Here is a 21,986-nt window from a genome sequence, read left to right on the forward strand (position 1 = left end):
CTATGCTTGTTTAAAAGGTCTGAAAGGAGTTCTCTCTTCATGCAAAATAAGAAATGGTTCAAAATTGTGATCTATCTCATGCTGGCCGCTATGGTTGGCTCCACCCTGTTCATCGCGCTGGAGCCGCTGCTGTTTGGATAATCACACTCACCTGACCTAAGCCCTTCTAACGTTCTGTCTACAGACGCTGGAGGGCTTCTTCTTCTGTGCTCCAAGCCATCTTATACGGAAATATACGTTGAAAATAAGGAATAATATCTCTCGCCACCTGCTCTACCGCATAGGTCTTGCCCGTAATATCCTCCAGTGAGGTGACACCATACTGTTCGATCCCGCATGGAATAATTCCTTGAAACCCGGCATGCTGAATGCCCGAAGTAATGTTGAAGGCAAAACCGTGACTCGTTACAAAACCGCGTCTGTGCTTGCATCGATTAAACTTGATGCCGATGGCCGCGATTTTCAGATCACCAATCCACACACCCGTATACCCCTCTTTACGCCCGGATTCAACACCCTGATCCGCAAGATAATCGATCATCACCTGCTCCAGCCTGCGCAGATAACCGTGCAGATCCAGCTCCTCATCCCTGCCTAGCACCAATAGAGGATATCCTACCAGCTGCCCGGGCCCATGATAAGTAATATCCCCGCCCCGATCAATTTGAAACAAGGAGATCCCTTGAGCCTTCAGCTCCTCTTCGCTCCACAGCAGATGCTCGGGATGATTCTGTGAACCGATTGTATAGGTTGGCGGATGCTGCAACAGCAGCAGCTGTTCAGGGCCGTCGCCTGCGTCCAGCTGCTGCACGATAGATTTCTGAAGATTCCATGCCTCTTCATAATCCAGCATCGGTATGTATGCCACATTCAGCAATTTGCCCATCATTCCCCACATCCTTCTGCCTCATTGATTAATATATGAAGATAAACCCGTCTGTAGACAGTCAGAAAAGTGCACGGCCTGAGGCACATACACTTTCCCGTCATTTATATTATACACTTAGTAAACTTTCGTCTCCATGTTGTAGCCTTCCAGGTTCTCCTTGACACGCTGCAAGAACCGGCCACAGATTACCCCATCCAGAATACGGTGATCCAGAGAAAGACACAGGTTAGCCATCGAGCGTACAGCGATCATATCGTTGATAACTACCGGTTTTTTCACAATGGACTCAAAAGTAAGGATTGCCGCCTGCGGATAGTTGATAATTGGCTGGGAAAGAATCGAACCGAATGAACCTGTATTGTTCACCGTAAACGTCCCGCCCTGCATATGATCCAGCTTGAGCGTGCCTTCACGGGTCTTGCGAGCCAGATCATCAATCTCGCGAGCAAGTCCTGCAATGTTGCGCTGATCCGCATGTTTGATTACCGGTGTAAGTACAGAGTCCTCTGTACCCACAGCCATAGACAGGTTGATATCGCGCTTCACAATAATTTTGTCAACCGCCCACACCGAGTTCATGATCGGGTAATCTTTAATTGCATTGACGACACCCTTCATCATAAAAGAAAGATAGGTCAGGTTAATACCTTCTTTTCGTTTGAACTCATCCTTCAGCTTGTTGCGCAGCATGACCAGGTTCGTTACATCCACTTCAATCATCGTCCAGGCATGAGGAATTTCGGATACACTTTGACGCATATTGCGAGCAATCGCGTTGCGCACAGGGGTAACATCAATGAAATATTCCGATCTTCCTTGTCCGCCGCCTTCCACTTCAATCTGCGGAATTTTAGGGCTTTCTGTCAGATGAATGCCGGAATGACGCACCGGAATGCCAGCATCGGATGCAGGAAGCGTCTGATGAGCGTCTTGATTCGCAGAACCAGCTGCAGAGCCAGTACTCAAGCCGGAATCCCGACTAATCCCGCTGAAAGGAGATGCTGTCGCTGACTGTGCGGATGAATTAACCGAGGCAGCGCTTTGCACAGTCGCTGATGCTGCACTTGCTTGACCGCCTTGTGCAACAAATGCCAGCACGTCCTTGCGTGTAATCCGTCCGCCTGCACCTGTTCCCTGAATATGCTGCAGGTTCAACCCATGCTCTGCCGCCAGAGACTGCACCGCAGGTGAATAACGATTGCGCATCGGCTGATTCGGATCATAAGCAGGAGCGTTCGTACCAGCGGCAGGAGCCTGACCTGAATGATGCTGCATCCGATCTTGCTGAACCGGCTCCTCTTCCGATGAGGCCGGTACTGCCTGCTGCGCTGCATCTTCATCTGAAGCAGCCACCTGCATACGGCAGATCGCTTCACCTACAGCAATCGTCGTTCCTTCTTCTACCAACAGATCACCCATGATTCCGTCTACTGTAGATGGAATCTCGGCATTTACTTTATCGGTAATGACTTCACAGATCGGCTCATACTGCTCCACAGGTTCACCCGGTTTTTTCAACCATTTGGCTATGGTTGCCGAAACCAGCGATTCTGCCAGCTGCGGCATGATGACGTCGATCCATTTCATACGTTCAGCCATTGATTTATCACTCCAAACTTTACTTTTAACTATAAATGGAATTACATTCCATCAGTAGTTGTTAAGATATCTTCTCTAATCAGTATTGGGCAAGTTCACGCATAGCTGCTTTGGCTTTATCCTTGCTCAGCATGAAAAATTTCTCCATCGTCGGGCTGATTGGCATGGCCGGTACATCCGGACCACACAGACGCTGAATAGGCGCATCCAGATCAAACAGACATTCCTCACTGATAATAGCCGCAACCTCTGCACCTACACCGCCGGTTTTGTTATCCTCATGTACGATCAGCACCTTGCCTGTCAATCTGGCAGAAGCAATAATCGCTTCACGGTCAAGCGGCTGCAGCGTGCGCAGATCAAGTACATGAGAGGTAATACCCTCTTCACGCTCCAGCTCCTCGGCAGCCTGCATGACAAAGTGCAGTGGTTGACTGTACCCGATGACCGTAATATCCGCACCTTCACGAAGCACGTTGGCTTTACCGATCGGAACGATGTAATCATCCTCAGGAACATCTTCCTTGATGAGCTTGTAACATTTTTTGTTTTCAAAAAAGAGTACAGGATCCGGGTCGCGGACAGCCGCTTTCAGCAGCCCTTTGGCGTCATACGCCGAATATGGAGCAATAATCTTCAGACCCGGCGTACCGAAAAATATGGATTCCGGACATTGGGAATGATACAGCCCGCCGAAGATGCCGCCGCCGATCGGTGCCCGAATCACGATTGGACAGCTCCAGTCGTTGTTGGAGCGGTAACGAATTTTGGCCGCTTCACTAATAATCTGGTTTGTTGCCGGCAGCATAAAGTCTGAATATTGCATCTCGGCAATAGGCTTCATGCCATACATCGCTGCACCGATCGCAACACCCGCAATGGCTGATTCGGACAGCGGTGTATCCATGACACGCATCTCGCCAAATTGATCCTGCAGCCCTTTCGTCGTCGTGAACACGCCGCCTTTTACCCCGACATCCTCACCAAGCACAAACACATTCTCGTCGCGTTCCATCTCTTCCTTCATTGCGAGACGAATTGCATCAATATATTCCATCATAGCCATGATTACCGTCCCCCTTCTTCGCTGTCCGCATAGACATGCGTCAGCGTGTCCTCAGGTTTCGGATATGGCGCATTGTCTGCATATTCAGTTGCTTCCTTCATTTCCAGCGCAAGCTGTGAAGCCAGATCCGCATCCCGGGCTTCATCCCAGATGCCGCAATCAATCAAATAATTTTTCATCCGAAGCACTCCGTCTTTCTTCCAGTTCTCCTCAACTTCTTCTTTGGTCCGGTAAGCCAGATCATTGTCTGAAGTGGAGTGAGGAGACAGGCGATACATCATTGCTTCAATGAGTGTTGGCCCTTCGCCCGCAATGGCACGCTGACGTGCTTCCTTCACGGCCGCGTACACCTCAAGAGCATCGTTGCCATCTACCCGCAGGCCAGGGAAGCCGTAACCGAGTGCACGGTCCGACACCTTACCGCTGAGCTGTTTATGCAGCGGAACGGAGATCGCATATTGATTGTTCTCACACATGATGATTACAGGCAGCTTGTGTACACCTGCAAAGTTGGCCCCTTCGTGAAAATCCCCCTGGTTGCTTGAGCCTTCACCAAAGGTAACAAAGGATACAAATTCTTTCTTCTGCATTTTGGCAGCCAGAGCAAATCCAACAGCATGAGGAACCTGCGTTGTAACCGGGCTGGAGCCCGTAACGATCCGCAGCTTTTTATGTCCGAAGTGACCTGGCATCTGCCGTCCGCCACTGTTCGGATCTTCCGCCTTCGCGAATGCAGACAGCATCAGCTCACGCGGCGTCATGCCTACAGCCAGAACGAAGCCGTAGTCACGGTAATAAGGTAAAAAGTAATCGTGATCCCGGTCCAGACCAAATGCCGCGCCAACCTGCGCAGCCTCCTGACCTACACCGGATACGTGAAAGTTAATTTTGCCGGCCCGCTGCAAGAGCAAGCAGCGCTCGTCAAACTTGCGTGCAAGCAGCATGTATTTGTACATATCCAATACTTCACCATCGCTAAGTCCAAGCTGTTCATGGCGATGGACCGCATCTGCAGTACCTTGTGAACTCATATGAGGTACCTCCTTTTAGTCAGAGCCTGTTCAGCCTTACTACCCGATCTTATAACCTGGTACTAAGACTTGGCTTAACCTTATTATAATCCCTTTTGCCCAAAAAAGGAAAGAACCTTTCTCATAAGCCTGTCCGGCTTACATGCCAATTGCTTTTCCATCCACGGCCAGCATGGCCTCGCCCATAATTTCAGAGAGCGAAGGGTGCGGGTGAATGGTCTGTCCGACCTCCCATGGAGTAGCATCCAGCATCTGGGCCAGTGAGGCTTCTGCAATCAGCTCTGTTACATGGGTGCCAACCATATGTACGCCCAATATATCATTCGTTTCAGCGTCTGCAATGACCTTCACAAAGCCGTCACGGCTTCCATGAATGAGTGATTTGCCGATCGCCTGAAAAGGAAACTTGCCCGTTTTGATCTCATGGCCGCGTGCTTTGGCTTCCTTCTCCGTAAAACCAATGCTTGCCGCTTCTGGCCTTGTGTACACACAGCGCGGAATCCGATGCGCCTCAACTGCATGCACATGCTCACCAGCAAGATGATTAACGGCGAGTATGCCCTCATGGCTTGCCGCATGCGCCAGCTGCAATCCGCCGATACAATCGCCAATTGCATAGATGTGACCTTCACCCGTCTGCAGATGCTGGTTCACTGCAATGAAGCCGCGCTCTACTTTGATATCTGTATTCTCCAGTCCAATATTTTCAACGTTTGCCTGACGTCCAATGGACACCAGCATTTTTTCAGCAGTCAGCGTCTCCAGGTCATCTCCTGCAAGCTGCACATCCACATGCACGCTCTGATTCTCTACACGATAACTGTCTGCCAGTAATTTCGCACCCGTTAGAAAACGAACACCCCGTTTGCCAAGCAAACGCTGCATTTCTCTCGCTATTTCCTCATCCTCTGCCGGAAGCACATGCTCAGCCGCCTCAACCACTGTCACACTCACGCCAAAATCATTCAGCATCGACGCCCATTCCAGCCCGATCACACCGCCACCTACAATAATGATTGAAGCAGGCAGCTCGTCCATGCGAAGCGCCTCATCACTGCTCATAATATATCTTCCATCCGGCTCAAGCCCAGGCAGTACACGTGGACGTGATCCCGTAGCAATGATCAGATTGGTTGGAACGACTGTATCCATCTCGCCATCCTCGAACTCCACCGCTACTGCACCGCTCTGCGGCGAGAAGATGGAAGGTCCGATGACACGCCCCTTGGCATGTACAACCTCGATTTTATTTTTTTTCATCAAATACTGAACACCCTTGTGCAGCTGCTCAACAATGGCATCCTTGCGTGCCTGTACTTTGGGAAATACAAGCGTTGCTCCCGTCGTCTCAATTCCGTAGCTCTCGCTGTCCTGAATCTCGGCGTACATCTCCGCACTTTTCAGCAGAGCCTTGCTTGGAATGCAGCCACGGTGCAGGCAGGTTCCACCCAGCTTGTCCTTCTCGATAATAACAACCTTCTTGCCCAGCTGTGCGGCACGGATTGCAGCAACATATCCTCCCGTTCCTCCACCCAGTACAGCAACATCACATGGTATTGGCATCTCTACGTTCTCCTCTATACATTCATTTTTTGGTTTCATAAAAATAATAAATAGGTGTGCTTGCATCCCAAACAATGGCATGCCCTCTACATCTCATTGTACTCTCCTTGCGCAGTCAACTCAAAGTTTGTGCAATCTCGCATGGACAGCTTGTGCATTCCAAGCTATGATATAAACAGGAATTCTCTGTAAGCGTAACCTTTATATTATGTCTACTCTGGCAGAAAGGGTATAATGCTCATGAATACAAAAATAGTCTTTGCGCGATTTCTCGCAATTATTGTACTCGTCATCCCTGGCTTGATGGCCATGAAAGGTTTCCTCATGATGAAAGATGCCCTGTTTCTGTATTACGCTGAGCATGGGAATGACTTGATCTCTCCCGGCTTCCAGTGGCTCTCTTTCTTAGGTGGGCTCGTCCTGTTTGCAGCAGGCATGAGTTTTCTCGGCGGCTGGATTTTGTTTCGCGACCGTAAACGCAATTATGTAGGTCCTCGTTTTCGCTCGAAAAAGCAGCCTGAACAGGTCGAAACACCCGGAAGCACTACCTGATTCCGGGCTTTTTTTGTTTCTTTTCATTTTACATACAGATCGGAAGGTTGATTATGGTTTCGTTCGTACTGACATTAAAACGCCTGCTTAAAGGCATATTCTATGCATTCAAAGACCCCAAATTTCTGGCTTTGTTCGTTTTAGCGGCGGCAACTTTGTTATCAGGCACCTTGTTCTACACACGTGTGGAAGGACTTCACTGGATTGACGCTCTTTACTTTTGTGCCGTTACATTAACAACCGTGGGTCATCCAAGCTTCGTGCCTTCCACGGGATTGGGCAAAGCCTTTACTGTCATTTATATGTTTGCCGGCATCGGTCTCACCTTTGCCATGATTGCCAGAATTACAGCCGGTATTTTGTTCCCTCGCAGAATGAAATCAGAACAGGAGGAAGAGTAGACTACTCACTCTCTTGCATTAACTGAACTGTATCCCTCACTCGTATAAAGCATCTCGGAGCTTGGTAGACATGCGTGACTCCTTGGAGGAGGACTTCAGAATGGTTCTGCGCAGCGTCAAGTTGCTTGCCTGCAATTTCTCTGCCTCTGCCATCAACTCAGCAAACAGAGTCTGTGCAGCCTCATCCAGCTTGCCCTGTCCCTGCAGCTCCTTGTAACGCTGCTTCAGCGAATTCAAAACTTCGTTCATGGGTAACACCTCTTTTCAAAAACTATATTAACTCTGCGTCTGCCGTGACCAATATCGCAACAAACCATATCGTAACACAAACTGCTCCATTTTAGTTCTGGCTCTTTCCAAAGCAGATGTGGTAATCTGTAATGGTCGCTTTTTTTGAATTCCGTATGCGAGAGGGGTAGCAGCACCGTGCAAACTGGACGTATAACCGTTATTACTGGACCCATGTTCAGCGAAAAATCCGGTGAACTTATTCGCCGTTGTCAGAAGCTTATTCAATTTGGCCGTAAAAAGGTCGTTGCCTACAAACCAGCCGAGGATGATCGTTTCGCTCAGGACGAGATCGTAAGCCGGATTGGCTACAGACTGCCCGCCCATTCCATTCCCCGGCAGCTGACGCCGGAATCCATAGAGACGATTCTGAAGCAGACCATAGATGCCGATGTGGTTGCCTTTGATGAGGTACAATTTTTCAGCAGTGCCATTATGGAGCTCGTTTCCGAGCTGGCCTACTGCGGCAAACATGTTATCGTGGATGGACTGAATATGGATTACCGCGGCAAAGAATTCGGATATATCGGCGGGCTGCTGGCCATGGCGGATGATATTGAAAAATTATCAGCATTCTGTGCTGTTTGCGGCAGCCCGGATGCAGCGTTCACACAGCGTATTGTCAACGGAGAACCTGTCACATTGGGTCCAGTTGTCATGATTGGCGATTCGGAAGCCTATGAACCCCGCTGTCGCTGCTGCTTTATTCCACCTCACAAAGTCGAGTGTCCTTCTTAAAAGCCCTGTTGGGCTTTTTTGTTTATACTGAAGATGTGCAATGTGAAGTACTATTTTTAGATCAGCAGTACGAAGCATCCACATCACGAATAAAAAAAGCATCGCATAGGCGATGCTCCAAAATCAATTCCCGCTAATCCCGGGAAACAAAATACTTGTTGGTCATGTAATAAGCGTCTCCTCGCGACGTTTCAACCATTCCTTTTTTGGCATCCAGAAATACAATTTCTTTGCATTTTGTGCAATACCATTTTGTACGCTTGTAAGGGGATTCCGTCACGTAAGCCGTGCCACATTTACAATCAATCTTCATCAATATCTCGGTTGATTTATAAGCACTGGACAAACGATCTAGGTTATCCTGCTGCTGCGTAGGCATAATCGTCTGCTGATAATCGGATAGATGATTTTGAACTTTGAAGTCTGCAACCAGTCCTGCATTTAATCCAAAAAACTCTTTACCGATCTCCGTCACGAAGCGCTTCTCATTTCTATAACAATCGAGCCATTCAATAATCTGCTTGTTAGACAGTGGAACCGTACCCTTGATACCGCTGTTTAAAGTGTAGGTCATGATGTATAAAGTATCGTCTTGTCTTCCTGAGTACATTAGAATCCTCCTTCGAATACATTTGCTAATGTACTACAAAAACGCGCATAAATCAAAATAATATTGTTTCCTGAGCGCATTTCTTCTTATTAAATGGGGAACATGCCCCTTTCGTCCGCCAAAGACTTACAGGAACTGCATACACCTGTAACATTTCCCTGCGGAGCAGCGTAATGCAATATGTGATTCACATGTTTCTTGCAAATGGAACAGTAGTACCTCCTTTCCTTTTTTGGAATGTGGTCCGATAGCTTCACTACGTTTTGCTGCCGTTTAAACCTTCGTAAGAAGCTCCGCCAATGCATATTCGCCTCACTCTTTTCTGTTCGCCAGCCTTGTAGTCGCTTCTCATCCTTGGCCTGTAAATCGCGCCACCTATTATGTATACGATTCCAAGTTGTGCGTGTCTATCTCATAATTTATTCGACGTTTTTGCTGTTTTTCCTGTTTTAATCTCAGTACATATTAAAAAAAAACGACAGCTACCTCTCTCTTTCACAAAAGAGAAACAGGTGACTAGTCGATTTTTTGGCTTGTTTTTTATTTATAAAATGTGCCCAGCACATCCAGATCTGCCGAACGCTCAATCCGAAAAGGATAGATGAAACCCTGCCTGATTTTGGAAAATCTGCGTCCCCACAGATCCAACCCCGACGTGAACTTGTACGCCTGGTATATAAATTTAGAACAATAGTTTCGTTCAATGCTCAGAAGATCCGTTTGCAAACGATAATACTTTACCAGCTGATAATGATCCTCTACCCATTCCGCTGCCCGATCTCCAACTTGACGAAGCCTGGAGCGAAATACGATAAAACGGTCTCCTTCATAGAAGCGGGTGAGGTACCAGTCCAGTGTATCTGCAAAAACAGGTCCATAAGGGTGCACATGATACACCTTCCCATCCAGACCAATAATACCCATATGTCCAGCATAATAGGTTGACTCCGAGCTTGGCGTATATACGATGTCCCCCGGCTCGAGCTTCATTGAAGTTAATACACTAAGAGGCAGGTCCTGCTGTTGTCTTCTCGCGGCTACCCGTTTACGGCGCCCCTCTACCAATAAACGGTGAAGCGCTCCGGCTGCGGCAAGATAGATTTCAGACCACTTGATTCGTTTCTTGTTTATTCGATTAAACATGCGCTGAATGAAAGTGACATTTCGCGTTGAAGGTGAATTTTTTTTCATATGCTGCACTCCACTCTTGTCGGTTCGTAAAAACCTGTTATTGAATCTGATTTTATTGAGTTATCGATTTTGATTATAGTTTGTTTGGAGGTGTTCTTCAAATGGATCAAGCCCCCTTCTATTTTGTGCAGTCTTATTTTCTTCATACCCGCAGCAGGCAAAAAAATAACCTCGGGAAATTCCCGAGGTTATCCGTATTATGAAGTCCAATTCTGAGTGAAAGTGATAAATTATTCTTCTACCACACCGAGTGCTTTGTTTTTCTCTTTGAACCGGCTGTTATGTGAAGAGACGTAAGCAACCTTCTCCGCAGCCGGGTCCATGTACAATTTCGCGCTATTTACTGCCAGAGCAGCATCCGTAAACGTTCCCGCAATCAGATATAATTTACTGCCATAATCTACGAAATCTCCTGCTGCAAAAACACCCGGGATATTGGTTTGAAGTCTCTCGGTTGTGCTGACATGCCATTCGCCCAAATCCAATCCCCAATCACGAATCGGACCAAAATCACTCTTCATGCCATGATTAACGATGACCGCATCGACTTCAAGCATCTCTGTCTGTCCGTTTTCCATATGGGTGATGGTTACATGTTCGATCATTTCCCCGCTCAAGCTGTGCAGCTTATCAATCGCATAAGGTGTCCGCACGTCCACTGATGATTCTTTCATACGCAGTACATTGCGTTCCAACCCGCCAAAATGATCACGGCGATGTACAACCGTTACTTGCTCGGCAAGGCTCTCCAGCTCATTAGCCCAATCCACCGCTGAATCTCCACCACCAGAGATGAGCACACGTTTACCGCGGAAAGGCTCCAGTTCCTGCACAGTGTAATGCAAGTTCGATACCTCGTAGCGATCTGCTCCTTCAAGCTCAAGCTTCGCCATTTTATAAATACCATATCCGATAGCAAGAATAACCGTGCGTGTCCAGTGTTGTTCCCCACTTGCAGCTGTGAGCAGAATCGTACCGTCATCCAGCCGCTCAAATCCTTCAATCTGTTGTTCAAATACCAAAGTTGGATCGAAGGTTCGGGCCTGCTGTTCGAGCTGCTTGATCAAATCTTCACACAGGATCGGGGTCACTCCGCCAACGTCCCAAATCATCTTTTCCGGGTAAAAAAGCATACGTCCCCCAAGTCTGTCTCTCGCCTCAATCAGTTTAGTCTTCATATCACGCATACCGCTATAAAAAGCAGAGTACATGCCCGCCGGGCCGCCTCCGATGATGGTTACATCATAAAGCTCCAAATCCTGATTCATCTTTATAGGACCTCCATCCATTCGACTATCATCGATTATGATATTGATTCTCATTATCGTTTAAGTTTAATGGAAATCGTTTGAAATTACAATGGCTATATCATTTTTGCCTCCTGAATAACCTTACGTATAAGATTTCCTCTTCATTTAGCGTGCTCTTGGGGCAGACAAAAGTTTATCTACGACAAAATCGAGTTGTTTATTGATGGAATAGATGTCTGAATAATAAAAGAAATCAAAATCAATCTCGATCAGACGACCTTCTTTTACTGCCGGAATGCTGCTCCATATAGGGTTATCTGTTAGATTGTCTGCCCCATCATAAACAGAGCGAAACAGATAGTCACCTACGTATTCCGGAAGAACTTCCATCGAGATTGTAGAACCAGCAGCTTCTGATACTACATCGATTTTGTCTTGCACTACTTTAGGAGCTTTCATTTCCAGATACTCATAGACTGCCTGAGAACCCCGACCAAATTGCTTACTCTCCACAACGACCATACCTTTCAAACCACCTTCAATAATGGAAATGGTCTTGTCCAATATCCCTGCATCTGCAAGAGTTTTCTTACTCTCCTCCACTTTGCTGTTAAGGTCATTAATCAAGACTTCAGCTTCCTTTTCTTTACCAAAGATGCTGGCTATGCCGTGGAGCCGTTCTTCTGTTGTCATTTTCTCATATGGAATATACACCGTAGGTGCGATATTTTTCAAAATGTTATATGTTTCTTCCGACGGGACAATAATCAGGTCTGGATTAAGGTCAATGACCGCTTCAGGGTTCGGTTCGAACCAGGTACCCAGTGAATTCACACCTTCAAGCTCACTCTTGTAAGCAGCCCCGTCGTATACATCTGATGTTGCGATGGGCTTAACTCCAAGTGCAACCACATCACCCTGAAGATACAGCACAACAACCCGTTTTGGATTAGCTGGAACAATAACATCACCTTTTATTGTCGAGACAGTGCGTGTTTCATTATCTTTGTTTACTTGACTTCCCGTCTCTGAGGTTACTGCCTGATTGCTGCTGTTCGAATTCGTACCCGTGCTTTCACCGGCTGATCGAGTAGCAGCTGTCCCCGAAGAACAGGCCGCAAGGAGCATCGTTAAACTTAACAATGCAATCATGATCATGCTGGCGCTCGTTTTTTTACTTTTCATTGGTGTAGACCCTCCGTCTTTATATTGATAATGATTATCATAATCAATATATCTCGACTTCAAGGTCCAGCCAATGGACGATCCGGATAAATGCAATGCACGATCTTCAGCTTGCCCCTCATGCCTCATTTTCTTTTGATAAAGGCTTGGAGACACCCCTACATGTTTCTTGAAAATACGGCTGAAGTAGTACACGTCCGAATAACCAACCTCTGCTGCGATATCGCCGAGCTTTGCATCAGAGCGCACAAGTAAATCCCGAGCCTTGCCAATTCGTGTCTGAATTAAATAATCGATGGGACTATAACCCGTCTTTCTTTTGAATCGCATCGATAAATGACGAGAGCTATAATTAAATTGCTCTGCAAGCAAATCAAGTGTAACCTGTTCTCTGTAATGATTCTGGATGTAACGAATGGTTTGTTTTACCGGGTCCGCAAGTTCTGTTTGAACCTCCTGTGCAGACAGTTGAACCATCAACTCATGAATGAACTGATAAAACAAACTTTTAGTATGAAGCAGATCTAAATGGGTTGACTGCGCCCATGCTTTCTCCATCTCACTAAGATATCGTAACAGCCTCAGTGGACTACTCGGAGTAAATCCATACTGCAAGGAGAATGGTGCAACCTCAGGCTGTGCCAATAACATTTTTTTTCGAAAACGTGGAAAGGCAAGGAATGCCCTGTAGTAAAGCAGAATATATTCAAAATCTGCATTGGCTTGGATATCCAGTAAAGATCCTTTCGCTCCATGAAGCATGTAAAATCGCTCCGCCTGATGTGCTTGTCCATCTAATTGAAGTTGAGCAGATCCCCGAATCGTATATATAAATCCATTTGCCGGAAGTGAATAGGAACTCAGTTGTGCTCCTCTCCCCATAACGATTCGACGGATATCCAGAACCTTAACTGCGGCTTGATTCCAGCATTTCATCTGTTCGTCTAATTGCATCAAATACTCTCCAATCCCGGCCTCACCCTAAAGACCTTAAATGGTCATCATTCTGCCAAAAATCGATAAGACATATGCCTAGCAGAGGTGCACTATAGTCTATCAATTATAAGTGATAATAATTTTCATTATCAACTGAAATTTTGAGTGGAATTGGATGCCTTCTCAGCAAGTAATCTTACCGTTTACTTTTTTCTCGAAATCTTCGTAAACCACGCAGCCAGTTCCTCTGTTTGATCTAATGTAGCAATAGGGTCAAAGTACCATGAACGATCCTTGCTCCATATAAAGACTCGATCGTTCTTAACTGCATCCAGTGAACTCCAGACTGCTTTGGTTTTCAAGTCTTCAAGGGTCAGATTATCTGCTGTCAAAATAATATAGTCTCCGACGAATTCCGGAATCGCTTCTGATGAAACTTCAACCAACTGGTCTTTCATTAAAATCTCTTTTTTATCTGCAGGAGGATTCAAACCAAGTGCACTATAAACTGCCTGACCTCCACGACCAAAATTATCACCAAAAGCCATTGGTGCTTTCTCATCGAACTGCATAACCGAGACCTCGGCGGATGCATCAAGCGCTTCACCGACACGCTTCTTGGCATCTGCAATTCTTGCATCATAATTGGCTAACCAGGCTTTGGATTCTTTTTCTTTATTCAGCACTTCACCGAAGTAGGCAACCTCTTCGTGAGTGTCTTTAAATTCACCATAAGGAATAACAAGGGTTGGCGCTATTTTGCTAAATGAGTCGTATAGATCAGGATTACCTGTCACAATCAAATCCGGTTCAAGTTCTAACACTTTCTCAAGAGAAATCGTTTCATATTCCCCAATATTTTGAACACCTTCTAGCGAGTCAATAAAATAAGGATTCTTGAGGTTCAACTCGGGTGTACCCACTGGCTTGATTCCCAGGGCGATGAGGCTTCCCAAATACAAGTCAACCACGATCCGTTTAGGCTCATCCGGAATTGTAATACTTCCCTTCACCGTCGAGATTGTACGCACTTTCGATGGCTGGTTTTGATTTTCCGCTGTTACGTTGTTGGTGGAACTATTGCTTCCAGATTTATCCCCACCCGTACTACTGGATACACCTGCCGAGCATGCACTTAGCAGTAATGTGAGGCTGAGCAGAATACTAAGCATCATTCCCGTTCTAGTCTGTCTGTTCATATGAATTAACCCTCCATGTTTATAGTGATAATGATTATCATCATTACTATAAACATACTTCCTGCTTCCACCTCTGGAAATATCACTTCGCGCCACACCCGATGTCAAATCAGGCCAATGTAAGGGAGCAGAGGTTTTTTCTTTAAATTGCAGAGGAGAAAGACCCGTATGTTTTTTGAACATTCGTCCTAAATAATATCCATCAGGGTAACCAATGCCTGCTGCAATCTCATCGAGTGTGGCGTCGGTTTGCAACAGCATCTCTTTGGCTTTGAACAAACGAAACTGAATAAGATAATCGATGGGACTGCTGCCAACCGACTGCTTAAACTTACGTGACAAGCTTCTCGGACTGGTGTTTATCATTTCAGCCAAAGTATGAAGTGTAAGTGGCTGCGCGTAGGAAGATTCTATAATTTTGATGATTTTGTCAACCTGTGCTTTAGCACTCAGATCGGGATTGGATGCAAGAGAAATCTGTGAGGCGATTTGCTGCACAAAGAAATAGAACAAACTCTTGGCCTGAAAATGTTGAACGGGTTTTTTGGAATCCCACAAAAAGTGCATCTGTTTCAAATGCTCATATAACATGGTTGGCCTATCTGGGGAAAAACCAAAATTCATCTGAAACGGATTGGAACGCTCCATTAACTTTTCCAGATAGTTTTTCCCTCCTCTAGGCAGTTCGGCCTTATACATCAAGTAATATAAGCGTAACCCGGCTTCTCCGGCTTGAATAACTAGCTTACTCCCCTTTCCCCCATGGAGAACATAAAAGTGACTGACTTCGTAAGTTTCGTTGTCAATTGTCACATCAGCATCACCATGAAAGGTGAGAATAAAGGTATGTGACGGAAACTTATATTTCATCTCTTCATATGCTCCAAATTCCATATAACGGATATCAGCTATATTCACCGCAGCATAATTCCAGAGTGTGTAATATTCATTCCACATTATGATAACTCTTCTCCTTTTAATAGATTAAGGCTTTACTCCCCCTCGTTATTGATAACCATTATCAGTTATTATGTTAAGGTTCGCAATACAAATCGATATAACTTATGGCTTGGCAATTATGGCTCACGAATCGCTGTTCTCTTCACTTACTTCTCATAACATCCGATAATATTATTAATCTATTCATTTTATTAAAAGGAGCACTCCACAATGAATTCAATATCTTCTACATCACCAAGTAAAATTAATTCATCCACACAAGTTTCCAGTAGAGATAAGGAAATCCAAGGGCTTATGAAGCAAAAAATGAGACTTAATGAAGAGATGCAAAGTGTCCGATCAAATGATCAACTTGATAGTAAAATTAAAGCTGAACGAATTAAGTCGTTAACAAACTCAATTTCACAGATTGACACTCAAATTGCGCAAATCAAAGCAGACGAATTACAAGAAAAAAACAAAATAAAACAACCTGAATCACATAAGAAACAAGAATCACAATTAACTAACGATACTGAACAATCTGCGATGGAACCTATTATTAAACACAGCCAAACTTATAATCATTTAGGGAAGATGGTAGGCTTACGCGACCGAATGCAAGGCTCAATTCATACCTTAGAAGGGGAGACAAGGTTTGATCGGATTGTATTAGATAACGATACGGGGAATGATCCTGGAAAGTCCATGATGTTAGAAAATGCTGAAGCGACTGTATTCAAAATGAAAAGAGAGATGGTTCAGGATATACATACTCAGCTGAACAAAGTGGACCATAAAATTGGAGAATTAACTAAAGAAATTAATGAAACTGCCTCCATTGCTTCAAAACAGCCTCATTTCAAGGGAAATAATTCAAGTGAGGAACAAAACAGAGTAGAACTTAAAGGAGCTCGTTTAAAAGATGATCAATCAGATCCTAATCCTTCGATAATTCAAAATACGGTTAAATCCCAAGCGAAAGAAACAGGTAGTTCTTCATCTTCTATAGATATCCAGATATAATCCTCTTATATGTATACATATCTCATCCCATGCCGCTAACCTTAAAGTTAGCGGTTTATGGCACTGAGGCTTAATGAAAATCAGGTGACTTTCTCCGCGTTCATATCATTTGCACAGATAATGCTGCCAATGATGGATTTGCAGCTTTTTTTCACGCGAGTAGCTTCATTGATAATTTGATTAATATCCTCATAGCGTTGTTTCAAGTTGGTGACTACCGCAATAGACACAGATACTAAAGGAATAGGTCGATTCAGCCCAGAACGGCCTTCTCCCATCACATACTGATTACGCCAGTCCTGGTCGTTATAGAAGCTGCGTTTCATTTTCTCAAAACGTGAAATCACCTCTTCACACACCTGCCTATACTCATGATGGCCAAGAATGGCAATAAAATCATCCCCACCGATATGACCAAGGAACGCCTCCGGTCCACCAAAATGCTCGCGCAACAAACTGGCCGTTGCCTGTATAAGCTCGTCTCCCATTTTAAAACCATAACTGTCGTTATACGATTTGAATTGATCAAGGTCAATATACAGCACACTGAATTGCTCTTGCCGCAACATTTGAACTAATCGATCATCTATAATCCGATTGCCGGGAAGGCCTGTCAAGGGATTCATAAATATAGCCATCTCAGCTCTTACATCTGCCACCGCGAGCAGCAAGCGCCGAATACTTACCGCACCATGGAATCGATCCCCAGATGTTACCAGAACCAGATCATAGAGATCCGCTTCTTCACGTTCCATTGCAGCGACACTGACATCCGTGATCTGTTCTGCATAATCCACGACCAGTGCATTCACGTTCATCAACAGCTTCACAGGACGTCCCATATACAGATTGTAGCCATACTGTGTTCCGATCTGCTGAAAGAACCGTGTTCTCATCATTAAGGAAATGCCGTTTTTCCCTGTCACCGCTACACCTTCCAGATTCGGATTGGACTTAAACAGTTGATAAAGGGCATCACACTTGGTATCTGGCAGTACTACTGGAATCGGTTCAGCAATTTCACCTATTTGAGTAAACAAACCTATCAACTCCCTTACCGCGTAGTAGCAACCATGTCACTTTTGATCTATCAGTGGTCACATCGTACCACTTTTTACCTAAAAAAGCGTTAACTACAGGTAAATTTTTTTGAAAATATACCAAATCAACGCCCGCCCTTGTATAAAATTAGGTAAAAAGTCATAATTCTGTCCATAACATCAAACACCCCTCCAATATACGCTCAAAGCGAATAATCAGAGAGGTGCTGATCATGAATGATGTGATTATTATTGTTAACTCGTCTTTATTGTTTCTTACTCCCGATCCTTTCAGCTCACCTTATGCTCAATTCTGAGCTTATCTGCGACCATCGCGATGAACTCGGAGTTCGTCGGTTTCGACTTGCTGATGTTAATCGTGTAACCAAACAGGTGGCTGATGCTGTCGATGTTGCCGCGTGTCCATGCCACTTCAATAGCATGACGGATCGCACGTTCGACGCGGGATGGCGTCGTTTTGAATTTTTCAGCAATCGCTGGATACAGCGTTTTGGTGATGGCACCCAAAATTTCGATATTGTTGTACACCATCGTAATGGCTTCCCGCAAATACTGATATCCTTTAATATGCGCAGGAACTCCGATTTCATGTATGATTGACGTGATGCTGGCATCCAGATTTTTGTGTTTGCCCATCGGCACAACGTTAGATTTGTTCATAAACATGGAGGATGAAGAAGATGAGCTGCTGCTGGATGACATCGTTGTTTGCGTACCTACCAGCTGACGTACACGATTCGCAAGCACTTCCATGTCAAATGGCTTCAGAATGTAATAGGAAGCTCCGAGTTGCACAGCACGCTGTGTGATGTTTTCCTGGCCGAATGCGGTGAGCATAATAACTTTAGGCTGCGGGGAGAGATTCAGACTGCGCAGGCGCTCCAGTACACCGAGTCCATCCAGATGAGGCATAATAATATCCAGAATTAATACATCTGGCACATCACGCGTTTGTTCCAGCAATTGCAGCACTTCTTCACCATTGTACGCAATTCCAGTCACTTCCATATCTTCCTGCTCGGATATATATTCGGCAAGCAAATTTGTAAATTCACGGTTATCATCGGCCAGCAATACCTCAATTTTTTGCAAAACGGTATCCTCCTTTTATTTGAAACATCAGTATCGTACATTTCCTTACAGGTTAAATTTTCGACACGTACAATGAAATTCCTTCTGTCGAAAATTATTTTTCTTTATTTTTTTTTCGTATTCCTTTATAATAAATATTTTATTTCAGCATCCGATATAATATGTTTACTTTCGACAAAAAAACCTTAGGGCTGTCTATCCAGCCTTAAGGTTTTTGGATTGTTCCTTTTTCATCATGACACCCGCATCCTGAAGCATCCACTCAATAAAGCATCCATACCCTGACTTCGGATCATTCACAAATACATGTGTCACTGCACCAATTAGCTTGCCATTCTGTACAATTGGGCTGCCGCTCATGCCTTGAACGATGCCTCCCGTTTTGTCAATCAGCTTCGGATCGGTGATACGCAGCACAAGCCCTTTTGTAGCTGGCTCTGATTGATCCGCCACATGCACGATATCAATGGCAAAACGCTCAACCTGTTGTCCTTCTACAACCGTTAAAATTTCAGCCGGACCTTCCTTTACCTCATGTGAAAACGCAACAGGAATTCCCTGCTTATATAAGCTGTGCTCTGGATTTTGAGACATTTTACCGAAGATGCCAAATGCCGTATTTCTTTCAATATTGCCTAATATTTTGCTTTCTTTAAAAAAATGAGCACGCTTTTCTCCTGGATCACCTGTCTCACTCTTCGCAATGGAGGTAACATTCGATTGAACGATCTGACCACTCCCTACAACGATAGACGTTTGTGTATTCATATCTGTAATTACATGGCCCAGCGCGCCGTATACACCTTGATCAGGTGCATAAAAAGTCAAAGTACCCACACCTGCTGCTGAATCTCGAATGTACAGCCCCAGTCTCCACGCTTTATCTTCTGCATCATAGGCTGGCGTCAATTTGGTCTTGATGGTTTCATCGCCGCGCTTGAGGACGACATCAATGCCTTTGCTCTGCTTGCCTGCAAGCTCCACAGCTTCAGCTACACCCGACACACCATCCAGACGTTTCCCATCCATGTGAGTAATCAAGTCACCTAATTTGATACCCGCAGCTTCGCCTGGAGATTTTCGCTCATCAGCACCGGAACGCACCAGATGATGTCCGACAACCAGAATGCCGGCGGATTTCACTTTTACGCCAATCGTTTGACCCCCGGGAACAACACGCAGATCAGGGATCACCTTGACATTAACAGTTTTGACGGGAATTTTCCCCCATAGCTTAAGTGTTAATTTGGCATGTCCCGTTTGTTGAGGATGTAGATGTAGAGGCATTTGCCTGGTTACCTTTAATGCAGACTGTTGATCCAAGCCTACAATATCCGGCCGATCCACGACTGCGCTTGAAGCTGCAGGTACTGCCAGCCTGACATCTGTTTGCCTGCCTGCGAACACCTGCACTTCATCAGGCAGGGAAGCATAACTTTGCATCGGCTGTACAGCCTGGCTAAGTACACATAGAAAGAAGACAAATAAAAGACCTAGCAATTTTTTCCTGAGGGGGGAATTCAATGGCAGTCACACTCCCTTTGCTTCTTTCGCTTGACGAAAGGTGGTCGCCAATTGCGTACCTATAAGATAACCCTGCCCCCAGGCTTTTATTACTGTCAATCATTACGCCAGTCGTCCGTTTCACCCTTTTTTGGCTTCCGCCAGATTCAGCATTTCCTGTGCATGATGCAGCGTTTTTTCTGTGATTTCCACGCCACCGAGCATACGTGCCAATTCCTTCACTCGACCTTCTTGCGACAACGATTCCACTTGGGTCATCGTACGGCCATCGTACACATGCTTTTCAATCAAATATTGATGATCCGCCATACATGCCACCTGTGGCAAGTGTGTGATGGAGAACACCTGACAGGTAGAGGACAGGCGATGCAGCTTCTCCGCAATGGATTGAGCCGCCCGTCCACTGACTCCCGTATCCACCTCATCAAAAATCAAGACCGGAATCCGGTCGTGACGAGCGAAAATGCTCTTCATAGCCAGCATAATTCTGGATAGCTCTCCGCCCGAAGCAATCTTGCCAAGAGGTCTCAGAGGCTCACCCGGGTTGGGCGAGATCAGAAACTCGGCACTGTCAGCACCTTGGCGGCTAAAGCGTATGCGGCGACCATTCCATTCAATGCCCTTGGGATCTTCTGCCGGTACAATCTGAACACGCAGTGACGTCCGCTCCATCTGCAAGTCCTTGAGTTCGCTCTCGACTTGAGCAGCCAGTTCCTCGGCACATTGCTTGCGCACCTTGCTGAGCTCTTCTGCAGACTCCATCACAAGTACCAGCAGCTTATCCCTCTCGGACCGCAGCTTCTCTAGACGTTCATCTTTATTCTCAAGCTGGTCTGTTTCATGGCTGATCTGTTCATAATAGTTCAAAATCAGTTCAACACTGTCGCCATATTTACGTCTAAGGCCAGAGATCAGATTCAATCGCTGCTCCACTTCCTCAAGTCTGCCCGGATTAAATTCGATTCGTTCCCGATAATCCCTAAGCTGGAACGTCACATCTTCCAGTTGATAAAAAGCAGATTGCAGCTGCTCGACAATCGGCTGCAGACCTTTGCTGTCATAACCTGAAATATCCTCAATCCGAGATAAAGCGAGACTGACTGCTTCCAAACCCTTTTGTCCACTAAGCAGTTCATAAGCACCAACAACACTGTCCATCATTTTCTCGCTATGGGATAGTTTGACCCGTTCTTCACCGAGTAATTCATCTTCGCCGCGGGTAAGGCTGGCGGCTGCAATCTCTTCAAGTTGAAAACGGTACATATCCAGCAGCTGATATGCCCTCTGGCTGGATTCTTGAAGTGCCCGCAGTTCCTTCTCTGCGGCGATAAATTTGCTGTAGCGCTCCTGATACTTCGCCTTGACCGGACCGATCACCTCGGAGCCATAGGTGTCCAATAACCCGAGGTGGCTTTCTGCACGCAGCAAGCTCTGATGCTCATGCTGACCATGAATGTTGATCAGCTTCTCGCCCACTTCACGCAGCATCGTCAGATTCACCAGCTGTCCATTAATGCGTGACGTACTCTTGCCCTGCGTATTTAATTCTCGTCGAATGACGAGATGCTCCTCAGGCTCACAATGAATGCCAAGCTGCTCCAGCGTGCTCCACACCGGATGTGTAGGCTCCATCTCAAACAGCGCTTCCATCTCTGCTTTATCACATCCGTACCGAATCAGATCGGCCGAACTTCGTCCCCCCGCGATTAAACCTAAAGCATCTATAATAATGGACTTACCTGCACCGGTTTCCCCGGACAGCACATGAAATCCCGGATGAAAGACAACATCCACTTCCTCCACCACGGCCAGATTGCGAATGGATAACGTAACTAACATCTGCAAA

20 protein-coding genes are annotated in these 21,986 nt (G+C 45.7%); 5 read left to right on the forward strand and 15 right to left on the reverse strand.

Going from position 1 to position 21,986, the window contains the following annotated elements; translation table 11 throughout:
* Positions 1 to 39 precede the first annotated feature (39 nt).
* Positions 40 to 141: a stressosome-associated protein Prli42 gene (gene prli42, locus HNR77_RS19300; protein WP_090922458.1), complete on the forward strand. Its 102-nt coding sequence runs from the start codon at positions 40 to 42 to the stop codon at positions 139 to 141.
* A 37-nt stretch (positions 142 to 178) separates the two neighbouring features.
* Here the strand turns inward: prli42 and lipB are convergent, their stop codons facing one another.
* The 5 genes from lipB to lpdA all read right to left on the reverse strand — a co-directional run bounded on the left by lipB (position 179) and on the right by lpdA (position 6,148).
* The gene (gene lipB, locus HNR77_RS19305) at positions 179 to 886 is read right to left on the reverse strand and encodes a lipoyl(octanoyl) transferase LipB (protein ID WP_397367151.1); all 708 of its coding nucleotides are present in this window, start codon (positions 884 to 886) and stop codon (positions 179 to 181) included.
* 117 nt (positions 887 to 1,003) lie between these two features.
* A complete protein-coding gene (locus HNR77_RS19310) occupies positions 1,004 to 2,488 on the reverse strand; it encodes a dihydrolipoamide acetyltransferase family protein (RefSeq protein ID WP_184187838.1) in 1,485 nt (494 codons plus the stop codon).
* 79 nt (positions 2,489 to 2,567) lie between these two features.
* A complete protein-coding gene (locus tag HNR77_RS19315; RefSeq protein WP_184187841.1) occupies positions 2,568 to 3,554 on the reverse strand; it encodes an alpha-ketoacid dehydrogenase subunit beta in 987 nt (328 codons plus the stop codon).
* A gap of 2 nt (positions 3,555 to 3,556) precedes the next feature.
* Positions 3,557 to 4,585: a thiamine pyrophosphate-dependent dehydrogenase E1 component subunit alpha gene (locus HNR77_RS19320; protein WP_184187844.1), complete on the reverse strand. Its 1,029-nt coding sequence runs from the start codon at positions 4,583 to 4,585 to the stop codon at positions 3,557 to 3,559.
* A gap of 138 nt (positions 4,586 to 4,723) precedes the next feature.
* Complete coding sequence (gene lpdA, locus HNR77_RS19325) at positions 4,724 to 6,148, reverse strand: dihydrolipoyl dehydrogenase (RefSeq protein ID WP_184187846.1); 1,425 nt, start codon at positions 6,146 to 6,148, stop codon at positions 4,724 to 4,726.
* Between the two features lie 234 nt (positions 6,149 to 6,382).
* On the opposite strand from lpdA, the gene HNR77_RS19330 reads away from it, so the two are divergent.
* Both HNR77_RS19330 and HNR77_RS19335 read left to right on the forward strand, forming a co-directional pair.
* Positions 6,383 to 6,700 carry a DUF2627 domain-containing protein gene (locus tag HNR77_RS19330; protein ID WP_184187849.1) on the forward strand — a complete coding sequence of 106 codons (318 nt, stop codon included), beginning with the start codon at positions 6,383 to 6,385 and terminating at the stop codon, positions 6,698 to 6,700.
* A gap of 53 nt (positions 6,701 to 6,753) precedes the next feature.
* Entirely contained in the window at positions 6,754 to 7,101 is a 348-nt protein-coding gene (locus HNR77_RS19335; protein WP_184187852.1) for a potassium channel family protein, read from the forward strand.
* Positions 7,102 to 7,137: 36 nt separating this feature from the next.
* Here HNR77_RS19335 and HNR77_RS19340 read toward each other — a convergent pair whose 3' ends face one another.
* Positions 7,138 to 7,350: a hypothetical protein gene (locus tag HNR77_RS19340; RefSeq protein WP_184187855.1), complete on the reverse strand. Its 213-nt coding sequence runs from the start codon at positions 7,348 to 7,350 to the stop codon at positions 7,138 to 7,140.
* Between the two features lie 177 nt (positions 7,351 to 7,527).
* Here HNR77_RS19340 and HNR77_RS19345 point away from each other — a divergent pair, with 177 nt between their 5' ends.
* On the forward strand, positions 7,528 to 8,127 hold the full coding sequence (locus HNR77_RS19345; protein WP_110895245.1) for a thymidine kinase: 600 nt from the start codon (positions 7,528 to 7,530) through the stop codon (positions 8,125 to 8,127).
* A gap of 133 nt (positions 8,128 to 8,260) precedes the next feature.
* Here the strand turns inward: HNR77_RS19345 and HNR77_RS19350 are convergent, their stop codons facing one another.
* The 5 genes from HNR77_RS19350 to HNR77_RS19370 form a co-directional block, all read right to left on the reverse strand.
* Positions 8,261 to 8,737 (reverse strand): hypothetical protein, encoded by a 477-nt coding sequence (locus tag HNR77_RS19350; protein ID WP_110895246.1) that lies wholly within the window; start codon positions 8,735 to 8,737, stop codon positions 8,261 to 8,263.
* A gap of 540 nt (positions 8,738 to 9,277) precedes the next feature.
* Entirely contained in the window at positions 9,278 to 9,928 is a 651-nt protein-coding gene (locus HNR77_RS19355; protein WP_260410685.1) for a hypothetical protein, read from the reverse strand.
* 230 nt (positions 9,929 to 10,158) lie between these two features.
* The gene (locus HNR77_RS19360) at positions 10,159 to 11,196 is read right to left on the reverse strand and encodes an NAD(P)/FAD-dependent oxidoreductase (RefSeq protein ID WP_184187858.1); all 1,038 of its coding nucleotides are present in this window, start codon (positions 11,194 to 11,196) and stop codon (positions 10,159 to 10,161) included.
* A gap of 147 nt (positions 11,197 to 11,343) precedes the next feature.
* Positions 11,344 to 13,317, reverse strand: a complete 1,974-nt coding sequence (locus tag HNR77_RS19365) for an AraC family transcriptional regulator (RefSeq protein WP_184187861.1) — start codon at positions 13,315 to 13,317, stop codon at positions 11,344 to 11,346.
* Between the two features lie 185 nt (positions 13,318 to 13,502).
* Positions 13,503 to 15,455 (reverse strand): AraC family transcriptional regulator, encoded by a 1,953-nt coding sequence (locus HNR77_RS19370; RefSeq protein WP_184187864.1) that lies wholly within the window; start codon positions 15,453 to 15,455, stop codon positions 13,503 to 13,505.
* Between the two features lie 213 nt (positions 15,456 to 15,668).
* On the opposite strand from HNR77_RS19370, the gene HNR77_RS19375 reads away from it, so the two are divergent.
* Positions 15,669 to 16,463, forward strand: a complete 795-nt coding sequence (locus tag HNR77_RS19375; protein WP_184187867.1) for a hypothetical protein — start codon at positions 15,669 to 15,671, stop codon at positions 16,461 to 16,463.
* An 80-nt stretch (positions 16,464 to 16,543) separates the two neighbouring features.
* On the opposite strand, the gene HNR77_RS19380 is transcribed toward HNR77_RS19375, so the two are convergent.
* The 4 genes from HNR77_RS19380 to recN all read right to left on the reverse strand — a co-directional run bounded on the left by HNR77_RS19380 (position 16,544) and on the right by recN (position 21,979).
* Positions 16,544 to 17,503 carry a GGDEF domain-containing protein gene (locus HNR77_RS19380; protein WP_184187869.1) on the reverse strand — a complete coding sequence of 320 codons (960 nt, stop codon included), beginning with the start codon at positions 17,501 to 17,503 and terminating at the stop codon, positions 16,544 to 16,546.
* Positions 17,504 to 17,794: 291 nt separating this feature from the next.
* On the reverse strand, positions 17,795 to 18,616 hold the full coding sequence (spo0A, locus tag HNR77_RS19385; protein ID WP_111269638.1) for a sporulation transcription factor Spo0A: 822 nt from the start codon (positions 18,614 to 18,616) through the stop codon (positions 17,795 to 17,797).
* A 195-nt stretch (positions 18,617 to 18,811) separates the two neighbouring features.
* Positions 18,812 to 20,140 carry a SpoIVB peptidase gene (gene spoIVB, locus HNR77_RS19390; protein WP_184187871.1) on the reverse strand — a complete coding sequence of 443 codons (1,329 nt, stop codon included), beginning with the start codon at positions 20,138 to 20,140 and terminating at the stop codon, positions 18,812 to 18,814.
* 120 nt (positions 20,141 to 20,260) lie between these two features.
* A complete protein-coding gene (gene recN / locus HNR77_RS19395; RefSeq protein ID WP_184187873.1) occupies positions 20,261 to 21,979 on the reverse strand; it encodes a DNA repair protein RecN in 1,719 nt (572 codons plus the stop codon).
* Positions 21,980 to 21,986: the final 7 nt, after the last annotated feature.

Source organism: Paenibacillus sp. JGP012 (genome assembly GCF_014203995.1).
In the GTDB taxonomy this organism is placed as follows: domain Bacteria; phylum Bacillota; class Bacilli; order Paenibacillales; family Paenibacillaceae; genus Paenibacillus; species Paenibacillus silvae.